The sequence below is a fragment of the Mesobacillus sp. genome, assembly GCF_057785455.1.
The window spans coordinates 18,922-37,199 of sequence record NZ_JBYNSB010000026.1 but is presented as its reverse complement, the minus strand read 5'-3'; the positions used below and the strand labels follow the sequence as shown (position 1 = coordinate 37,199).

Genomic DNA, 18,278 nt, shown 5'->3' with positions numbered 1-18,278 from the left:
AGACTCCTTCGGGATGAAGCGGGCAGGTGAGACCCCGCAGGAGCAAAGCGACGAGGAGGCTCACCGCACGCCCCGAGGAAAGCGAAGCGCCTGGAACGAAAATCAACAGCCTCGTTTAACAGAGCCAAAATTAAATATAAAAAGCCCCTCCAAAGCATCTTTTCAAAGTGACCGGCTTTAAAGGGGCTTATTTTATTTGAGACAAGATTATTTTTGGAAAGCTCTGTTCTTAAGTCGGCTTGCCAATGGGATAACGATTAAACCGGCAATTGCAACCTGCATGATATTGCCTGGAACTGAACCAAATGGCTGGATCCAGTTGCCGTAAAGAATTACTTCGGTAAAATAGTAGCCAACTACTTTAACAATAAGTGCGACTGCCACCGCAAGTGAATAAACAACCGCTTTGTGTCCAGGTGTTTTTTCAGCAATAAGTCCAGCTAAGTAGCCCATTGCCCCAACAATGACAAATGTGAACGGTGCCCATAAAGTCCAGCCTGAGATTACATCAAACAGTGCCATTCCAAAAGCACCTGCTATAGCTCCTGATTTTCTCCCGAACAAAAATGCTGCAATAAATAGAGGAACATTCCCAAGATGGATGAGTCCGCCGTTACCCATTAGCGGAAGCCTGATGTTGATGAACATTGTGGCTACAAGAGTCAATGCGATTAAAAGCGCATTAATGACTAAGGTTTTTGTCTTAGTCGATTCAGACATTGAGTAAGTATTATTCATGTGCTAACCCTCTTTTATCTTTTTTTAAATATTATCATATTTCTTAACTGTTTTGAGGAATTTTTGATTTGAAAGCCTGTGAAATTAAAGGAAAAAATAAATTGGTTTAAAGTATTGGTTCCGACTTCATCATGGGCGGAGCTTTTTTTATTGGAGATGCTATTAAGGGAGTGCCTATTTTTCTGTTTTGGAAAAAAATACGATTTTGTTTGTTGACAAAAATCGTTTACGGTTGTAAACTAAAAACATAAATCGATTACAAATGTAAACAATAAATAAATAGAGGTGCTGCAAAATGAAAAGTGAAGAAAGATTGGAAATTACCGATTCTGAGTGGGAAGTCATGCGGGTGGTATGGACGCGCAAGAAGGCGACGAGCAAGGAAATCATCAGTATTCTTCAAGAGAAAAAAGATTGGAAGCCGGCGACTACAAAAACTTTTATCGGCCGCCTGGTGAAAAAGGGCGCGCTTGAGACAGAAACAGTTGGAAACAAATTCATTTACACTGCGGCGATAAGTGAGGAAGCTAGCCTGAAGTCATTGAAGGAAGGATTGTTCAATCACATATGTAATACAGCGGTGGGAAAGACAATTGCCGACCTAATTGAGGAAGCGATCCTGAGTCATAGTGATATCGCTATGATTGAGGAAGTTTTAAAGGCAAAGAAAAAGGACGCTGTGGATGTGATTGTCTGTGACTGTGTTCCGGGCCAGTGCCACTGCAAAGAAAATCATAATATGGATTGTCATTAAAAAGGAGTGTTGAGAAATGGAAAAAATCATTTTGAAGATAAACGGTATGAGCTGCGGGCATTGTGTGGGAAAAGTTGAAAAAGCGTTGAAGGAGCTGCCAGGCGTTGAAATAGCAAAGGTAGATTTGAAAAAGGCAATAGCGAAAGTAAAATATGATGAATCGAAAGTGACGATTGATGATTTGAATGAAGCGGTTCGTGAAGCTGGTTATGAATCAGAATCTACATTAAAAAGGTGGCTGATCTAAATGGTCGAGAAAACTCTTACGATAGAGGGAATGACATGTGCATCTTGCGTACAGTCCGTTGAAAAAGCCGTCAGGAAATTGGACGGCATAGTGGAAGCTAGTGTGAACCTGGCAACCGAGAAATTAAAGGTTAGCTATAATGAAGAAGTTTTATCCGTAAAGGATATTCAGGATGCAGTCGCTGATGCAGGATATAAGGCAGTGACAGAGGCAATTACGAAAACATTTGTTATTAATGGAATGACATGTTCATCCTGTGTTCAATCAGTTGAAAAGGCAACAAGGAAGTTGCCTGGAGTCATTGAGTCAAATGTAAACATGGCAACAGAAAAGATGGTGATTCAATATGATCCGGCTATCGTTACAGTGGCGGATATTAAAAAGGCAGTTGAGGATGCGGGCTATGAGGCAGTTGAAGACGTGGAGGCAGGCAGCTCTGCCGATGCGGATCGCGCTAAAAAGGAACAGCATATCAAGGAAATGTGGAGGCGCTTCTGGGTTTCAGCAGTTTTCACTGTACCACTGCTATTGATCGCGATGGGGCATATGCTCGGATTGCCGCTTCCGGAAATCATTGACCCTATGCACAACCCATCGACATTTGCGATTGTCCAGCTAATCCTGACGATACCGGTTATGGTGATGGGAAAGCCATTCTTCACAGTTGGCTTCAAAACGCTGATTAAGCGGCACCCGAATATGGATTCACTAGTCGCGCTGGGTACAAGTGCAGCCTTTGTGTACAGTGTTTTTGCGACCGTGATGATCGTTTTAGGCGATCACAGCTATACGGGAATTCTGTACTATGAATCTGCGGCGGTTATTTTAACATTAATCACATTGGGTAAGTATTTTGAAGCCCTATCAAAAGGCAAAACATCTGAAGCGATCAAGAAGCTGATGGGGCTTGCGCCTAAGACGGCAACAATTTTAAAAGCAGGAAAAGAAGTTGAAGTATCTATCGATGAAGTACAGGTCGGCGACATCATTATTGTGAAGCCAGGGGAAAAGATGCCGGTTGATGGCATCGTAGTAGAGGGCCGCACTTCAGTCGATGAAGCGATGCTGACAGGAGAAAGTATCCCGGTTGAAAAAACGGTGGGCTCGAAGATCATCGGTGCGAGCATCAATAAAAATGGCTCAATCCGCTATGAAGCTACCAAGGTCGGCAAGGATACTGCTTTATCGCAAATTATTAAACTAGTTGAGGATGCGCAGGGTTCAAAGGCCCCGATCGCAAAACTGGCGGACATCATATCTGGTTACTTTGTGCCAATCGTCATCGTGCTGGCACTCCTAACAGGCTTTGCCTGGTATTTCGCAGGGTATTCAGGAATCTTCGCTTTCAAGATTGCGATTTCAATCCTGGTCATTGCCTGCCCATGTGCACTTGGATTGGCAACACCGACTGCGATCATGGTTGGAACTGGCAAGGGTGCTGAAAATGGCGTTCTGATCAAGAGCGGAGGAGCGCTAGAAACCACGCATAAAATTGATACGATTGTTTTTGATAAAACAGGAACGATTACAGAAGGTAAACCTAAGGTAACAAACATTATTACTGCTGGTGCGTTATCTGAAAAGGAACTGCTTGTGCTGGCTGCTTCTGCTGAAAAAGGATCAGAGCATCCGCTGGGTGAAGCAATCGTCAGGGCGGCAGATGAAAAAGAGATGGACCTTTTGAAAATTGCAGCCTTTAATGCAATTGTCGGCCACGGCATCGAGGTTGCAATCGACGGTAAAAACGTCCTGTTAGGAAACCGCAAGCTGATGGATGACCGCGGTATCGCATTGGCTGATTTGGCGGCGAGCTCTGATCAGCTGGCAAACGAAGGAAAAACGCCAATGTATATCGCTATAGACGGGGCAATTGCCGGTATCATTGCCGTAGCGGATACGGTAAAAGAAACGAGCTTGAAGGCAATCCAAAAGCTTCATCGAATGGGTATCGAAGTCGCGATGATTACTGGCGACAACAAGCGCACGGCTGAAGCGATCGCGAAACAGGTCGGCATTGACCGTGTTCTGAGCGAGGTATTGCCTGAGGATAAGGCGAATGAAGTCAAGAAGCTGCAGGACGAAGGCAAGAAGGTTGCTATGGTCGGCGATGGCATCAATGACGCTCCTGCTCTTGCACAGGCAGATATCGGGATTGCGATTGGCTCTGGCACTGACGTAGCAATGGAATCAGCAGATATCGTCCTGATGAGAAGTGACCTGATGGATGTGCCAACAGCTGTTGAGCTTAGCAAAGCAACGATCCGCAATGTAAAACAGAACCTGTTCTGGGCGTTTGCCTATAACATCATCGGTGTCCCGATTGCGATGGGTGTCCTGTATCTATTCGGCGGACCGCTATTGAATCCGATGATTGCAGGTGCAGCGATGAGCTTGAGTTCTGTGTCAGTCTTGCTGAATGCTTTGAGGTTGAAGGGGTTTCAGCCATCTAGAGGTTAATCGTGTATAAGTTGGACCTATCCTTTTTGGATGGGTCCTTTTTGTTTGTAGTATGCTGGGATTTATTTTACATTAAAAGGAAATGTACGGATGGTAAAGTGGATATGTGCTTGTAGAAAAATCTAATTATAGGTCTACAGAAAAAATGTATTTCAGGAAGTGATAAATTATTGAAGCAGAAAAGACAATATATCTTTAAATTTCCGGAACCTATCTCCAATGGTTTCGTAAATAAACTTAGGGTTTCTGGTACATATACAGAAAGAATAGGAGAATAGTATGATCAGAATGCATAATCTTCCGGAAAACATTAAAGTATCCATTAAACCATTTTTTAAGGAAAATGAAACGCCTGATGTTTTTCCAGCCAAATTTAATATTGGAGGAACACTGTATTATTATTTCACATGTACTCCTGCCGAGGAACAGTTAATTGTAAAGGTTGATGGAACTGTCCCCCTGTTTGATGAAGTCAAAGAAGCAGCCATTATTATGAACAATTATAATTCATACATTGAAACCTTTGTTAACATTGGATCCAAGTGGGTAAAAGCTAATCGAATAGATAATTATAATAAATTAAAAGAAATTTTGAAGGATGTTGAAAATAAATTGGGGCCATTTCCAAAAGAGGTCGAAAAGGCATATAAATTATTTCAGGAAGTTCCGGATACCATTATTGAACATCAGGAAGTAATAGAGGAATCCGTAAGAAAAGCGGACTATTTATGGCAAAAAGCACGGGAGAGCCTGATTGTAACTGACGATGAGGAAAAGGAGATGCACCGATACCTTGGTGACATGGTTAGGTCTCAAGTACAACAGAATGATATTCAGCTACAAACGGAAAAAGAAAGGAAAATAATCTATGACTTTGTTTCTTCTAAAAAAGGTTTCTTGAATTTTTCAGTCATCAATTTAGCTAGAAAGCTCAAACCGTATGAACAAAATATGTTCAATAGCCAATCAAAGGATGCTGAAGGCTGGGATACGCTGAGACACTCTGTGATGAACGCTGACCTAGATGCAGAAAGGCAAAAGAATGCTGAATTAGTTTTATGTAAATTACGGAATCCAAGATAATTTAAACTGGCGAATTCTGTTGTTCCTGGCAATGACAAGCTGGTTTGGAGGATTCCATACTGCAGATCAATAAGATACGAAATTAATTGTTTTGTCTGAAAAAAGGAGTGGATTCCCCTGATCAGAATGCATAATCTTCCGCCACATATAAAAGAATCATTGAAACCTTTTTATAGTGAAAAAGAAAAGCCGGATGTGTTCCCCTCAAAATTCAACGTGGATGGTCGGCTCTTTTATTATTTCACCTTTGCCCCAGACCCAGAACAGCTGATTTTGATGGATGATGGGAATGTTCCGAGGCTTGAGGAAATTAAAAGGGAAGCATTAATTTTTAATAGTTATAACGGTTCAATCGAAACTATGGCACATATAGGTGGAAAGTGGGCAAAGTCCGGAATAAAGAAAAATTACCAAAATCTAATGAAAGCATTGGATGATATAAAAAATACTCTAGGGCCATTATCGAGTAGTGACCAAGAAGCATTAGATGTCTATAAGAGTGCTGCAAAGACAATTGTTCAGCAGCAGGAGATTATTGAGGATTCTGTTAAGAGAGCCGGTGAACTATTGGATTATACGAACAAGATTGAATTGGTAACAGTGGAAGATCAGAAAAGAATGAGAAGATTCATTGTGGATATGTGCAGGGCGGCATATAAACAAAACGAAATTCAAATGCAGACTGAGCAAGCCCGTAATAATGTTTGGGAGTTTGTTTCTTCCAAAAGATGGCCATTAAACTTGTCGGCCTGGAACTTTTATACCAAATTGTTTTCCTATCAGAAAAATATGATGAAAAATACAAAAGAGAGCATTCAGCAAATGCAGGATCTTAACATGGTTACACAAGAGGACCTCCCCCTAGAGCAGCACAGTAATGCAAAGGAAGTAATAAGAAAACTTAGAAATCCTAGATAGCTGTAAATGAGAAGTTTGATTTAATTACTTGAATCAATCAGCCAAGATGGTTTAAATAAACCAAACACTTAATCTTAAGAAAGTAGAAGGGCAAAGGAGGTAATTATTTGGGACTTTTATTGTTTCTTTTTGTAATCATTCTGTTTGTAGCAATCTGGATTGGCTGCAGTGTTCTTCAATATAGAATATCCAGATATTCAACAAAGAACATAGGCTGGAAATCGGTCGGGAACTTTTTCGTATTGATGTTAGCACCGATCGCCGTAGTGGCCCTGTCAATATTTCTTAATATCAAGTTCCATCTTGTATCTGATCAGAATGGCGAGGGGTACGGGTGGGCATATGTCATGTATTTCATGCTTCAGTTTGTAGTTGTTCCGCTAAAAGCCCTCCTCCTGCTGATTATTCATTTTGTCACCAGGCGTAAGAGGAATAAAGTATGTTAACGGATTTGCCTCATTGCAGGCAAATCCTTTTTTTTATTTCATAACAAAATAGCCGAATGTTACTACTAAAAATAAGTAAATAGTCTGAAAACTCATAGTGATTGAATTCGTATTACTGGTATGAATAGGAAAGGGGGTGTTTAAGGACGTCACAAGGGTAATCTTTAGCAAGGTCCTGTAAAAATAGTTCCTTATACCCTGAAATATTAATATTTGTAACCGATGCGACAAAATTCTACAAAATGATCAAGATGAAAATTTAAACTTAATTGCCAAACTTGTGACTTAGTACCTATGAAAAAATCTCGACTTTGAGATGTTGCTGGGAACAAAATCACTGGCCAGATTAAAGGTGTCAAGAGGTGAATTTGACGTAAATGTGAACAAGTGATAGTAAATATATAGTAAATGAAAAGAAAAAATTTCAAATATCTAGGTTTAATGAATCATAAAAAAGGCAAAAGAGGAAAAGGTATTTCCATAAATTTCATGTTTAAATTAAACAATATTGGTTTTGGATTGGGAAGAGAAAGGGAGAATGAGATGAAGAAGATAGCGATCCTGATTTTCTGCATGGCATTAGCGACTATAACCGCTGCCTGTTCCGATCAGGGAGCAGCGGAAAAAGAAAAGAACCCGCCAGCAAAGCAGGAGGAGAAGGACGATAAAGATAAGACTGCTCTAGAAAACATTGAGTATCCGGAAGCAGGGATGACCGGGGAAGAAATCGTCAAGCAGCCAGTAGGAGAGAAAATGGCTGAGGCTTCTGCAAAGGCAGGAACGGGTGAAGAGGGCTCCATCAGTAATCTTGACACTTTAATGGCTGACTTCCAGACAAAGGATAAAACTGGTCATGAAATCTTCAATGGACTTGTTCACTGGTTTGGACTGGATTATACAGAAGTACATCAAAACCTAATAAACTATGAACCTGATTTTGGTGAATACGATATCTCCGGTGAAAAACCAAAAATAAAGAATATTGCTATACATATAGATTCGAGCGGAAGCATGAACGGGCAGGTTTCAGGCGGTGTGAAAATGGATTTGGCCAAGAATGCCGTCAAGAAATTTGCAGCAGGGTTTCCAGATGATACGCCAATTACATTACGTACCTACGGGCATAAAGGCACAGGAGATGACAAGGATAAACAGCTTTCCTGCTCAAGTACCGAGGTCATGTATGAGACAAATACTTATAACGAACAAAATTTCACCGCTGCGCTAAATAAGTTCAAGCCGAGCGGCTGGACACCAATTGCAGCCTCCATAAAAGCAGGGTACGACGACCTTAAAACAAAGGCCACTGAAGATACAGAAAACATCCTTTATGTCGTGAGTGACGGTATTGAGACATGCGATGGAGACCCAGTGGAGGAAGCTAGAAAGCTGGCAAGCTCCGATTTAAAGGTGCAGGTTAATATCATCGGCTTTAACGTAGATGACGAAGGCCAGAAGCAATTAAAAGAAGCTGCCGACGCAGGGAATGGTGTGTATTACACTGTCAACTCCAAGGTTGAACTTGAAAATACTCTGCAGGAACTGATGGGCAAAGCAACAGCTTCCATCCAGAAAAATATGAACAAAGCCTCAAGCAAAACAGAAATCAATTTCCGGACTTCAGATTTAAAGCAGCAAGTGCGTGGGATCAAGGATGATTTCATGGAGGTTGCAGATACTGAAAGAACGCTTTTAAGCGATGCCCTGTCAGAGCTTGGGAAGCAGGGAAAAGTCAAGCCGGAAGACAGAGATGCAATTCAAGAGTTAATTATTGGCCGTTATGAAGTGCTGGATGAATTCAGCGAATCCTTACTGGAGCAGGCAAAGGAAAAAGTTGATCAAAAACGCCAGGAATTAATCGACCAGATTAATGCCAGCTGATAAAAGAAGAGAGGGTCCGAGATGCATATTGTGGTGGATGAATCATTGGGGATCCCGATGAACCTTGTGGGCTCTGCAACAATCCGAAATCCTAAATTGAAAAAAGCAGACTCCATATATGATTATATAACCTCTGGAAAGGGCGGCGTGTTCCAACGGAGCCTGCCGCTGATGAAGAGATCCCTGCAGGAAGAGCTCGAAGATATCGGGGCGCTATTAGAAAAATACCATTCAGTGCTTTATATCTATGATTCTTTTACAACAGACAGCGGGATTATCAAAAGGCTGAAGAACTGGTATTTTCCTAATGAAAAGCTTTATATTCTCGATGGTTCGGAAAATAAGGCATTAGCCGTATACCTGGTTAGTGAACAAGATAATCTTGCCGATGCCGAGGATATTGTTTTCACAGGTAATTACAAAAGACTGACCATAGCTAATAATCAAAAATACCGCAAAGCCTCAAACTATCTAACCTTGAAGGAAAGAAAGTTTAAACAGTATTTTTTATTCGAGCATAATAGCGAGAAGCCGATTGTTTCCGGAACAAAACAAGGTCTGCTGGATGAAATCGCAAAACATAATCCATCCAATATGATGGTGATGGCATCCAGAACAGTGCTGGATGCCGATTATAAGGGAGCAAGCTTTTACCAGCTCGAAGGCACAGGCTTGCCGATCCAATCAGATGTGGTGGATATCCTGATTGCTGATCAAGATGTACCGCTTTATGTGAAGAAAACTAATGGAGTGACAAGTGAATGATAGACTCTAAAAGAAAAGCAATCATATTCTTAACCATATCTTTTTTACTTGCTTTAGTGGCAGCGGGGGTCATCCTCGTCCAAATCAACCAGGCACAGGAAAAGCTGGGTAAGACTGTAGCTGTTGCGGCTGTGAAAAAAGATATGAAATCCTATTATGAGCTGACAAAGAAAGATATTGAATGGATCCAGCTTCCAAGTGAAAGTGCCCAAAAAGGCTTTATTACGGACGAGAAGGATTTGGATGATGTCATTACAGTCGTTAATTTAGAAAAGGGTGACCTTTTAACAAGGAATCTTGTCAGAAAAAAGCTTGATATACCTGAAAATGAGCGTGTTGTCTGGCTGAATGCAACTGAGATCGTTCTGGTCGACCAGAAGAACATTGCTCCAGGGGATCTTGTAGATATCATAGTTACTACCGGCAAGGAAGACAAAATGCAAACAAAGCGCATCTTCCAAAATGTTTACGTTGTCGAGGTTGAAGAAGTGGATGAAGAACCTCCGCGTGTGCGGATTTCCGTACCAATTGAAGATGCCGAAAGCCTGATCCATTACCAAAACTCAGCAAAGCAAATCAGGGTGCTGAGGGTTAACCAGGCTGCCTCAGGCAAGCAGGAGCTTAAAGAATCAGCGGAATCACAATCCACTGCAGTGCCTGAACAAAAGCCGCAGGATCAGAAACCAGCGGAAGGAGCTGGAAAGGCTGGAGCAACAACAAATACTGGCCAGCAGAAAACACCAGCTCAGCAAAAACCGGCCGCAAAGCCTGCCGACAAGCCTGCATCAACTGAACAATCAAAACCTTAAAGAATAGCAAGCTTCTAATCTAGAAGAAGTAATCGGGGCGTTACCCCGATAGTTGGATACATCTTTTACTTAAAATATTTTGATGCTTTGGAAGGATGCGAAAGTGTGAGCATATATAAAGGGTTGCTGATTAGCAAGGATAGGAGCTGGAGCGAGGAACTGCTGCAGATGATCAGCGAGGAAAATATTGAAGTTTCCGTTGTCTCTGAATGGAAACGGACGTTCCGTGAACAGCAGTCCTATCATTATATTTTTGTCGATATCGATACAATCGAGAATCCGCAGCAAATCCAGATGTCATCTGCAAGTATCGTCCTCGGCCTTACCCGCATTTATGAGTTTGAGCAGGCGAGGACCTGGCTGGTAGCAGGGGCAAAGGATATCATCGTGCTGCCTGATGAGAAAAACAGGCTTCAGGAAGCGCTGAAAGCCTCGAAAGAGCAATTTAAGTTCCAGAAAGAAACAGAAGCGGGCTATGGCAATGGCCAGGTTCATGCTTTTTATAGTGCGAAGGGCGGGAGCGGCAAAACTTTGCTTGCCAGCATGATGGCACAATCATTAAGTATTCATCATGGTTTCAAGGTTTTGCTGATTGACCTGAATGCCCAATTCGGCAACGCTGACGTACTATTTGGAATTCAGCCCGTCCGTTCCTATTTTGACTTGATTCCGGTAATGGATGAAATGGATATCCGTCATTTACAAAACGTTTCAAATTATCATGAGGAAACAAAGGTAACGCTTTTGACTGGTCCTGCAAATCCTGCCAAGGCAGAGTCCATTCCGGATGAGCTGATTGGAAGGCTGATCCGCGTGGCGAAAAGCCATTATGACTACATCATTCTTGATTTGCCGCCTCATATTAATAATTCAACTTTTACCGGATTGAATGAATCCAATCATATCCATTACATTTTGACGGCTGACAGCCTTGGTCTCAGGGCCTTCAAGTATTCAGAGGATTTATTTGAGCGATTCCAGATCGGCAGGGGTGGAGAAGTATCTGTCCTGATCAACCGATATCATCCTAAGCTTGAGTTAACCCTGAAGGATATGGAAAAAATCATCGGCCGCGAAGTAAATGGCAGCATTGAAGCTGATTTCTTCTCAATCCAGCCATTCATCAATATGGGCGAAGGCTTTTATAAAAAGAAGAAGGATAAGGGCAGCAATAAAGTCTCAAAATCCATGAAAAAATATGTGGATGAACTGCAGAAGCGAACAAAGGGGTGATTTGAATGTCGTGGGTAGAAAAAGCGTCAATAATAAGCACACAAAAAATCACGCCGCAACGTGAGTGGAACGTTGAACAATCCCAGGTCGACAGATGGGTACGGCATTATAAATCCCGCCTCATCAAGGAAGCCAATCTTGAAAACATCACCACCTTATCACCTGTCGAACGAAAGAAGACGATCGAACGTCTGGTCATGCAGATGATCGATGAAGAAAAGGTCATCATTCCCAATGACCAGATTGAACAGATTATCCAGCAGATCATCAATGAATCTGTTGGATATGGACCGCTCGAAGCCCTGTTAAGAGATGACTCGATTACAGAGATCATGGTTAATGGCGCATACGAGGTGTTCATTGAAAGAAAAGGGAAGCTGGAAAAAACAAATGTCCGGTTTAAGGATGATGAGCATGTCCGCCATATCATTGACCGGATCATTGCCCCGCTTGGCAGGCGTATCGATGAAAGTTCGCCGATGGTTGATGCCCGTTTGCTCGACGGAAGCCGTGTAAACGCCGTTATTCCCCCAATCAGTATCGACGGTCCGTCGGTTTCGATCAGGAAATTCAAGAAGGATCCTTTTACACTTGAGGATTTGATGGGATTTGGCAGTTTTTCAAATGAAATGGCCATCTTCCTGCAAGCTGCGGTCGAAGCAAAAGCGAATATCCTCGTATCCGGCGGTACAGGAAGCGGAAAAACAACCCTTTTGAATGTCCTTTCAGCGTCAATTCCAAGAGGTGAAAGGATTGTCACGATCGAGGATATGGCAGAGCTTCGCTTCAATTATGACAACCTGGTCAGGCTTGAAGCCAGGCCGCCGAACATGGAAGGAAAAGGGGAAGTCACGATTAACCATCTGGTAAAAAATGCGCTGAGGATGCGACCAGACAGAATCATCGTCGGTGAGGTCCGCGGCTCGGAAGCGATCGATATGCTTCAGGCAATGAATACAGGCCATGAAGGATCATTGACGACTGTCCACGCCAACAGCCCAAAGGATGCGCTTGGTCGTCTTGAGGCAATGGTCATCATGTCAGGCCTGCCGTTGACGGTTGAGGTCATCAGAGGCTATTTCGTTGGAGCGCTTGATTTAATTGTCCAGACATCCCGCTTCTCTGATGGGAAGAGAAGAATCGTCAACATCTCAGAACTGGTTGAGGAAGATGGAGAGATTGTTGCACGGGATATTTTCCGTTTTAATCGCGAAGCAACCCTTCCTGATGGAACGATTGTCGGAAGCTTCGCTGCGACAGGCTATGTACCAAAGCTGTATCAGCGCTTTGTATCTCATGGTGTGGAATTCCCGAAAGAGCATTTTCAGGCGGGTGCCGTAACATGACCGCCGCATTGCTGTTATTGACTCTATGTATTTTCTTTTTCATCATTGGCATGTTTTATATTGTGCAGGGCCGAAATACAAGAGGGACGGTCAAACGGGTTGATAAATGGTTCGACAAAGATGATAACCAGGAAAGAAAGAGCTTCGTCCTGTTAATTGGTGACCGCTTTGACCGCTCCGAGCTGTCAGAGGAACTGAAAAGAAAGCTTTACCAGGGGAATATCCCGCTGAAGCCCTCTGAATATATGGGAATCTATATCCTGCTGCTTGCGCTTTTGACTTTTATCAATCACTTTGTTTTGGGACTTTATATCATAATGGCCATCTTGTTTGCCTATTTAATCGTCTCGCTCGGTTCAAAGTTTTACCTGAACTCGACTAAGAATAAACGGACAGATGTTTTTAACAAACAGCTTCCGGAAATATGCCGGATGATGTCCAACGGTATTAAAGCAGGTCAAACCATACCGCAGGCAATCGAGATGGTTGGGCGAGACATGAAGGAGCCGAGCGGACTCGAGTTCCAGAAGATGGATTATCAGTTCAAGCTGGGTGACAGCCTTGAAACCGTCATGAATGATTTCAGGGAGAGGGTCCCAAGCAAGGATATCAATATCTTTGTAAGCACGATCTTGATTCAGCAGCGTGTAGGCGGAAATTTGGCTGAGGTCCTTTCGTCCATGGCAGAAACGCTCGAGGAAAGAAGCCGTGTCCATAAGGAAATCCAGACTGTCACTGCTGAAAGCCGTTCAATCGCCTATATTCTCGTCGTAATGCCTTTCTTGATGGCAATGATGATGAACCTATTCATCAAAGGCTTTTTGAATGTATTATTTACACCGTTTGGATTGCTGTTATTTTTAGCTTTTTCAGCACTGGTCTTCTTTGCCTTCATTTTAATTAAGAGAATAACAAATATAAGGGTGTAGACAGGATGAAATTAATCGGATTTTTCTCAATGGTCATGTTTGCTTTCATATTGCTGACGCTCTTTATTGGGTTCGTTTACGTGTATTTGTTCATCGCGAAAAAACAGAACCTCCTGGTATCCCAGGGATATAATCCGAAAAACCGGAAGAAAAAGCAGCCGTTAAGGGAAAGGCTGCTTGCCCCGATCATCCAATGGGGGATAAAAGCCGGGCCGGTCGGGATCAAATATCCATTCTTTGCTGATATAGATAAACATGATCGCATGCTAAAGGAAGCAGGAAACCCTTTAGGGATGCAAATTCAGGATTTCTATGGATTCAGGTTTGTCCTTGGATTGATTGGGCTCGGGTTTGGCAGCTTTTATTCTATTCTTGGAATGCCATCTGGCCTGCAGATTCTATTAATCTCCATTTTAGGCGGATTTTTAGGGCCCAGCTTATGGCTTTATTTTAAAGCGAAATACAGACAGGAAACAATCAGCATCATGATGCCTGATTTTCTTGATACCGTAAGTGTTACCCTGCAGGCCGGGGTCAGTCTTGACTCAGCCCTTAAGCAAGTTACAAAGCAGTTCGAAGGGCCATTAAGCGAGGAAATTGACCGCTTCAACAAGGAAGTTGAGCTTGGCGTTCCCAGATTGACTGCTTATCAGAGCTTAATAGAAAGGAATTCCTCAAAGGAGCTCCATTCACTGGTGAACGGATTGATCCAGGGATCTTCGCTTGGTGTCCCGGTATCGAGGACATTCAAGCTCCAGGCAGATGACTTAAGGGCAACAAGAGGCTTTATTGCGAAAGAAAAGGCAGCGAAAGCCAGCCCGCAAATTACATTGGTCACAACCTTTTTCGTGGCACCAGCAGTATTTGGCCTGATCATCGGCCTGCTGGCATTAAATATTTTCTACAATCCTCAAGCATTCGGGTTGGACTCCTTCTTTAAATAGAAGGTTTGAATGATAAAAAAAAACAATCGGGAGATGAATGATATGTTAAAGAAAACTATGGTGAAGATGAATGGTGTCTACAATCGTTATGTGAAAAATGAAAGAGGTGCCCAGGCGCTTGAGTGGGTAGCGTTGGGTCTTGTTGTCCTTGCGGTAATGGGCGCAATCGCTTCTGGTATCGGTGATGATACATCTCTGGGAAAAACGATTATGAGCAAGCTAAGTGAACTAGTCGGAAAAATCGGTTCAGGTTCATAATAAGAATTCCGGAGTTGTTTAATTTGAAAGGAATATTGAATAAGCATCTTAATAATGAAAAGGGATCGCAGTCGATAGAATTTGTCGCTATGTTCCCGCTTGTTATTTTGGCTTTCCTGATTATCTGGCAGGTTGCGCTGATTGCCTTCTCGGTTGTCGTTGCAGAATCGGCTGCCCGTGATGGAGCCAGGGCAGCGTCTGTACATGATCCTGATTGGGAAAATGTCACAAGAAAATCAGCCTATGGTGTAAAAATCCTAGGTATTTCAGGTGGGCCGGGTTCCGATGAAGCCAGGGTTGAAGTGAAAGTCCAGGCTCCAATAGTGGCCCTTCCGCTAATTTCCGAAATGAAATTCTCCTTTGCGATGGATGCAGTGATGCCAATGGAGGAAGACCCAGATGACGATTAAGAATCTGAAAAACTATATCAACAACGAGAAAGGCAGCGGCATGCTGATCATCATGGTCGGCATGCTTATAGCTGCTATTTTCATAGCTATGATGTTCTTTGATTTCTCAAATGTATTCATCAATAAACGGGTAACCCAGACAGGGGCGGATTCAGCGGCCCTTGCAGCGGCGAAGTCTTCAAAGGATACGATGAAGGACACGCTTCAGGAGAAAACCCAGGAAGAGCTGGATGCATTAGGAGAAGCCTGGGAACAGTTCCTGGAGGATGCTGCAGGAGTAGAGCCCCCTGCGGAAGGGGAAGATCCGCCCCCGCCCCCTTCAGAAAGTGAACTATTAGCTGAATTTGTAGAAATGATGGAAGACCAGTACGATGGCCGGAATATGCCTGGCGATATGGTGAGCTGGATTCTGGATCATTCCGTCGAGGTTAAGGCAAAGACCGCCATGAAATTCTTCTTTGATGACGACGGGGTCAGGGACATTGCCTGCAAGGCGGTCAGGGATAATTTGACAGATGCTCGTGAGGAAGCGGAAAAATTCGCGAAGGAAAACCAAAATGACAAAATAAAAAAAATGACCTTTATTCCAGATGATTTTCGCATCTATGTCGTGACAGAACGGAAGGGTCAATATACGACAGTCCCGGATGAGGGGGTCCCGGCCATCACGGCAGAGTCGTCTGCCAGAATTGGGGAGCCGGAGGGCTTTGACATCTCCTGTGACTAGTCTGAACAATGGTCCATTAACCTATGATTATTGGAGCATTCACTTCTTTTTAAAAGGGTGATAGAGTAGATGACAATAAAACGTTCAAAAATAAAAATCATACTGGCATTTATGGCATTGTTTTTGATCCAGTTTGCCGTTCTGGCCCCTGTCTCAGCTGATTTGACCGAAGTCGAAACCAATAAGCAGGGCTTGAATAAAACGGAACCTACTGATGGCTCAGGAGGAGAACCGGTTGACGGTGCTGACGAATCCTTGCCATGGTGGAAAAAGGCACTGAACAAGCTGGATGACATTGGTGACGGACTGATTGACGGCTGGAATAAGTTCAAGGACTGGGCGGTTGATGAATGGAATGATGCCTGGGACACTGCTGTTAAGTTCGGCAAAGATGTCTGGGGAGACATCGAAGCCTTTTTCGCAGCGATAGGGGATTGGTTCAGTGAGAATAAGTGGGCACAGACGCTGCTCGGCGGGATACTTGCTGCCGTCATTATCATCGGTGTCATAGCACTCCTTGTTTTCTTTGGAGTAATCGCTATCCCTATTGGTATTGTCGGGGGACTGATCATTTTAGCAGGAGCGCTTATTGGCGGATTCTTGTATCAATGGCTCTCTGGCGACAATTACAGCTTCTGGGGAGCATTTGGATTCTCGCTCGTCGGAGGAATATTAGGCTATATTGGTTATGCAACCGGCGCATTCGCCGCAGCAATCGGCTGGCTCAGGACCGTTGCCTGGCCTGCTGCCGCAAACTGGTGGAGAACAGCTGCATGGCCATGGTTGAGAGGACGTCCGGCTGCTATTTGGGGCTGGGCTAGGACTGTGGCTTGGCCTTGGATAAGAACTAAAACTGTTGCTGCCTATAGATGGGTGAAGATGAGGCCGTTATGGGGTCAAATTAAAGGATTTTATACTGTAAATAATGTTTTTAAATTAATGTTTAAAGGAGCAGCATTAGGAGGAGCAGCTGGGTTCTTCTCCAATATTTTATCTTATGTTTTTACTTATAAACTCACTGGGAAAGAATTTTCGGCTTCTGATTTATTTTGGGATACTGTGATTGGTTCTGTTTCTGGATTTCTATTAGGTCCAATCCTTATTCCTGGCGTTACTTTAGGTATTGGCATGGTAGGAGCAATGGGAGTGTATGGTGGAATAGAAAACTATATTTCTGGAGTGATTAAAGAAGGAGATTGGTTAGGGTTTGATAATATACTTGTAGGTGCTGTTGTTACTGTTGTTTCTATTAAAATCTTTTCCCCGATCCTTGGATTTTTATTAAAAGATGGAGTAGTAGCTGAAAGTCTTACTAAAACAGTTGAGGAAGTAGTAAAAAGTGGGATAAACGGTGATCTTACTAATAACAGCAAAAATGAGCCAAGTGTAAAGACGGAAACGAATTCTGGTGTTGATCCTAAAAATGATACAAGTCCAAATAATAATACATCAGAAATAGAGGATAAAAAAATACCTGAATCCAAGAGTATTCCTAGTAATCAAACAACCCCTCCTTACCCACTTCAAAACTAACTAAAGTATTTGCTTATAAAGAGGTGAAATAAATGAAAAAAGAAACGTGGACAAAAATAACTTATTCATACCTTCTTTTAGTAGGCGTAGCATTTGCAATCTATGCATTCAATGTTGCAGACGAAAATTGGAATATAGATTTCGAAGAGCAAAAAAATAATATTTATATTTTTCTCGCATTATCTTTCGTGGCAGTTATTTTAACTGCAGTAGATGCAGCAGGTGTTAGGGAAAAAAGTAAAAATGTAGGAAAAAAGGCTATTTACGGTGGATTATCTCTTGCTGCTCTTTTTGTAGTTTGGCGACTTCTTGTCTCAATATTTTAGTATGAATTAAAAAAGATTAATTGCTAAGATTATAATTATACATTCCGATACTTTAAAAGGATTAGCCGAAGGGCTAATCCATTTTTTTAGAAAATCAGCCTGACATCCTGCAAATGGAAGGATATATAGTCTGAGAAAATAAACAGCCTAAAGGGGATTTGAATTGGAGGAATTAATATATGTCCAAGAATCTGCTCAGCATTATATCAGGTACGCTAGGTGTTTCTACTATTCTGGGAGCATTAATATGGGCTTATACCGCTGCAGATGAAAACGGAACGGTTCATCTTGAAGGAAATGAAAATTACGCGTATTTGTTTTTGGCACTAGGCATTTTATCTTTGATTACAGGTTCGATTGCTTTAAGAGCAACTAATGAACAGGGAGACAGGATTAGTAAAAAGGCGATTTTTTCTGGTTTGGCACTAGCAGTATTCTTTTTTATTTGGAGACTTTCTGTAACCCTATGAGGAT

Annotated in this window: 20 protein-coding genes and 1 pseudogene; 20 read left to right on the top strand and 1 reads right to left on the bottom strand. The window is 42.5% G+C overall.

The window, feature by feature from the left end:
- Positions 1-181, top strand: a pseudogene (locus AC3EBE_RS10345) (hypothetical protein); the annotation flags it as partial.
- Between the two features lie 26 nt (positions 182-207).
- Here the strand turns inward: AC3EBE_RS10345 and AC3EBE_RS10340 are convergent.
- Positions 208-738 carry an ECF transporter S component gene (locus AC3EBE_RS10340; RefSeq protein WP_488594950.1) on the bottom strand — a complete coding sequence of 177 codons (531 nt, stop codon included), beginning with the start codon at positions 736-738 and terminating at the stop codon, positions 208-210.
- Between the two features lie 295 nt (positions 739-1,033).
- Between AC3EBE_RS10340 and AC3EBE_RS10335 the strand changes: the two genes are divergently transcribed.
- The 19 genes from AC3EBE_RS10335 to AC3EBE_RS10245 all read left to right on the top strand — a co-directional run bounded on the left by AC3EBE_RS10335 (position 1,034) and on the right by AC3EBE_RS10245 (position 18,274).
- Complete coding sequence (locus tag AC3EBE_RS10335; protein WP_488594949.1) at positions 1,034-1,492, top strand: CopY/TcrY family copper transport repressor; 459 nt, start codon at positions 1,034-1,036, stop codon at positions 1,490-1,492.
- 16 nt (positions 1,493-1,508) lie between these two features.
- Complete coding sequence (locus tag AC3EBE_RS10330; RefSeq protein WP_488594948.1) at positions 1,509-1,739, top strand: copper ion binding protein; 231 nt, start codon at positions 1,509-1,511, stop codon at positions 1,737-1,739.
- Positions 1,740-4,196 carry a heavy metal translocating P-type ATPase gene (locus tag AC3EBE_RS10325; protein ID WP_488594947.1) on the top strand — a complete coding sequence of 819 codons (2,457 nt, stop codon included), beginning with the start codon at positions 1,740-1,742 and terminating at the stop codon, positions 4,194-4,196.
- A gap of 279 nt (positions 4,197-4,475) precedes the next feature.
- Positions 4,476-5,279 carry a hypothetical protein gene (locus AC3EBE_RS10320; protein ID WP_488594946.1) on the top strand — a complete coding sequence of 268 codons (804 nt, stop codon included), beginning with the start codon at positions 4,476-4,478 and terminating at the stop codon, positions 5,277-5,279.
- A 126-nt stretch (positions 5,280-5,405) separates the two neighbouring features.
- Positions 5,406-6,197 carry a hypothetical protein gene (locus tag AC3EBE_RS10315; RefSeq protein ID WP_488594945.1) on the top strand — a complete coding sequence of 264 codons (792 nt, stop codon included), beginning with the start codon at positions 5,406-5,408 and terminating at the stop codon, positions 6,195-6,197.
- A gap of 107 nt (positions 6,198-6,304) precedes the next feature.
- Entirely contained in the window at positions 6,305-6,643 is a 339-nt protein-coding gene (locus AC3EBE_RS10310) for a hypothetical protein (protein WP_488594944.1), read from the top strand.
- A gap of 543 nt (positions 6,644-7,186) precedes the next feature.
- Positions 7,187-8,524: a vWA domain-containing protein gene (locus AC3EBE_RS10305; RefSeq protein ID WP_488594943.1), complete on the top strand. Its 1,338-nt coding sequence runs from the start codon at positions 7,187-7,189 to the stop codon at positions 8,522-8,524.
- 21 nt (positions 8,525-8,545) lie between these two features.
- Positions 8,546-9,289: a hypothetical protein gene (locus AC3EBE_RS10300; RefSeq protein WP_488594942.1), complete on the top strand. Its 744-nt coding sequence runs from the start codon at positions 8,546-8,548 to the stop codon at positions 9,287-9,289.
- Positions 9,286-10,098: a Flp pilus assembly protein CpaB gene (gene cpaB, locus AC3EBE_RS10295; protein ID WP_488594941.1), complete on the top strand. Its 813-nt coding sequence runs from the start codon at positions 9,286-9,288 to the stop codon at positions 10,096-10,098. Before AC3EBE_RS10300 ends, cpaB begins: the two co-directional genes overlap by 4 nt.
- Before the next feature lie 105 nt (positions 10,099-10,203).
- The gene (locus tag AC3EBE_RS10290; protein WP_488594940.1) at positions 10,204-11,331 is read left to right on the top strand and encodes a CpaE/TadZ family protein; all 1,128 of its coding nucleotides are present in this window, start codon (positions 10,204-10,206) and stop codon (positions 11,329-11,331) included.
- Between the two features lie 5 nt (positions 11,332-11,336).
- The gene (locus AC3EBE_RS10285) at positions 11,337-12,677 is read left to right on the top strand and encodes a TadA family conjugal transfer-associated ATPase (RefSeq protein WP_488594939.1); all 1,341 of its coding nucleotides are present in this window, start codon (positions 11,337-11,339) and stop codon (positions 12,675-12,677) included.
- Entirely contained in the window at positions 12,674-13,606 is a 933-nt protein-coding gene (locus AC3EBE_RS10280) for a type II secretion system F family protein (RefSeq protein ID WP_488594938.1), read from the top strand. Before AC3EBE_RS10285 ends, AC3EBE_RS10280 begins: the two co-directional genes overlap by 4 nt.
- Positions 13,607-13,611: 5 nt before the next feature.
- A complete protein-coding gene (locus AC3EBE_RS10275; RefSeq protein ID WP_488594937.1) occupies positions 13,612-14,550 on the top strand; it encodes a type II secretion system F family protein in 939 nt (312 codons plus the stop codon).
- Between the two features lie 42 nt (positions 14,551-14,592).
- Positions 14,593-14,808 (top strand): hypothetical protein, encoded by a 216-nt coding sequence (locus AC3EBE_RS10270; RefSeq protein ID WP_488594936.1) that lies wholly within the window; start codon positions 14,593-14,595, stop codon positions 14,806-14,808.
- A gap of 23 nt (positions 14,809-14,831) precedes the next feature.
- Entirely contained in the window at positions 14,832-15,218 is a 387-nt protein-coding gene (locus AC3EBE_RS10265) for a TadE/TadG family type IV pilus assembly protein (protein WP_488594935.1), read from the top strand.
- The gene (locus AC3EBE_RS10260) at positions 15,208-15,945 is read left to right on the top strand and encodes a pilus assembly protein TadG-related protein (RefSeq protein WP_488594934.1); all 738 of its coding nucleotides are present in this window, start codon (positions 15,208-15,210) and stop codon (positions 15,943-15,945) included. Before AC3EBE_RS10265 ends, AC3EBE_RS10260 begins: the two co-directional genes overlap by 11 nt.
- Positions 15,946-16,014: 69 nt before the next feature.
- Positions 16,015-17,478 carry a hypothetical protein gene (locus tag AC3EBE_RS10255; protein WP_488594933.1) on the top strand — a complete coding sequence of 488 codons (1,464 nt, stop codon included), beginning with the start codon at positions 16,015-16,017 and terminating at the stop codon, positions 17,476-17,478.
- Positions 17,479-17,510: 32 nt separating this feature from the next.
- Positions 17,511-17,804 carry a hypothetical protein gene (locus AC3EBE_RS10250; protein ID WP_488594932.1) on the top strand — a complete coding sequence of 98 codons (294 nt, stop codon included), beginning with the start codon at positions 17,511-17,513 and terminating at the stop codon, positions 17,802-17,804.
- A gap of 179 nt (positions 17,805-17,983) precedes the next feature.
- On the top strand, positions 17,984-18,274 hold the full coding sequence (locus tag AC3EBE_RS10245) for a hypothetical protein (RefSeq protein WP_488594931.1): 291 nt from the start codon (positions 17,984-17,986) through the stop codon (positions 18,272-18,274).
- The last annotated feature ends 4 nt before the right edge of the window (positions 18,275-18,278 follow it).

Excerpts from the sequence above, each read along its gene's own strand:
- AC3EBE_RS10340 (WP_488594950.1), bottom strand. The coding sequence starts at position 738 with ATGAATAATACTTACTCAATGTCTGAATCGACTAAGACAAAAACCTTA.
- AC3EBE_RS10335 (WP_488594949.1), top strand. The coding sequence starts at position 1,034 with ATGAAAAGTGAAGAAAGATTGGAAATTACCGATTCTGAGTGGGAAGTC.
- AC3EBE_RS10330 (WP_488594948.1), top strand. The coding sequence starts at position 1,509 with ATGGAAAAAATCATTTTGAAGATAAACGGTATGAGCTGCGGGCATTGT.
- AC3EBE_RS10325 (WP_488594947.1), top strand. The coding sequence starts at position 1,740 with ATGGTCGAGAAAACTCTTACGATAGAGGGAATGACATGTGCATCTTGC.
- AC3EBE_RS10320 (WP_488594946.1), top strand. The coding sequence starts at position 4,476 with ATGATCAGAATGCATAATCTTCCGGAAAACATTAAAGTATCCATTAAA.
- AC3EBE_RS10315 (WP_488594945.1), top strand. The coding sequence starts at position 5,406 with ATGCATAATCTTCCGCCACATATAAAAGAATCATTGAAACCTTTTTAT.
- AC3EBE_RS10305 (WP_488594943.1), top strand. The coding sequence starts at position 7,187 with ATGAAGAAGATAGCGATCCTGATTTTCTGCATGGCATTAGCGACTATA.
- AC3EBE_RS10300 (WP_488594942.1), top strand. The coding sequence starts at position 8,546 with ATGCATATTGTGGTGGATGAATCATTGGGGATCCCGATGAACCTTGTG.
- cpaB (WP_488594941.1), top strand. The coding sequence starts at position 9,286 with ATGATAGACTCTAAAAGAAAAGCAATCATATTCTTAACCATATCTTTT.
- AC3EBE_RS10285 (WP_488594939.1), top strand. The coding sequence starts at position 11,337 with ATGTCGTGGGTAGAAAAAGCGTCAATAATAAGCACACAAAAAATCACG.
- AC3EBE_RS10280 (WP_488594938.1), top strand. The coding sequence starts at position 12,674 with ATGACCGCCGCATTGCTGTTATTGACTCTATGTATTTTCTTTTTCATC.
- AC3EBE_RS10275 (WP_488594937.1), top strand. The coding sequence starts at position 13,612 with ATGAAATTAATCGGATTTTTCTCAATGGTCATGTTTGCTTTCATATTG.
- AC3EBE_RS10270 (WP_488594936.1), top strand. The coding sequence starts at position 14,593 with ATGTTAAAGAAAACTATGGTGAAGATGAATGGTGTCTACAATCGTTAT.
- AC3EBE_RS10260 (WP_488594934.1), top strand. The coding sequence starts at position 15,208 with ATGACGATTAAGAATCTGAAAAACTATATCAACAACGAGAAAGGCAGC.
- AC3EBE_RS10255 (WP_488594933.1), top strand. The coding sequence starts at position 16,015 with ATGACAATAAAACGTTCAAAAATAAAAATCATACTGGCATTTATGGCA.
- AC3EBE_RS10250 (WP_488594932.1), top strand. The coding sequence starts at position 17,511 with ATGAAAAAAGAAACGTGGACAAAAATAACTTATTCATACCTTCTTTTA.
- AC3EBE_RS10245 (WP_488594931.1), top strand. The coding sequence starts at position 17,984 with ATGTCCAAGAATCTGCTCAGCATTATATCAGGTACGCTAGGTGTTTCT.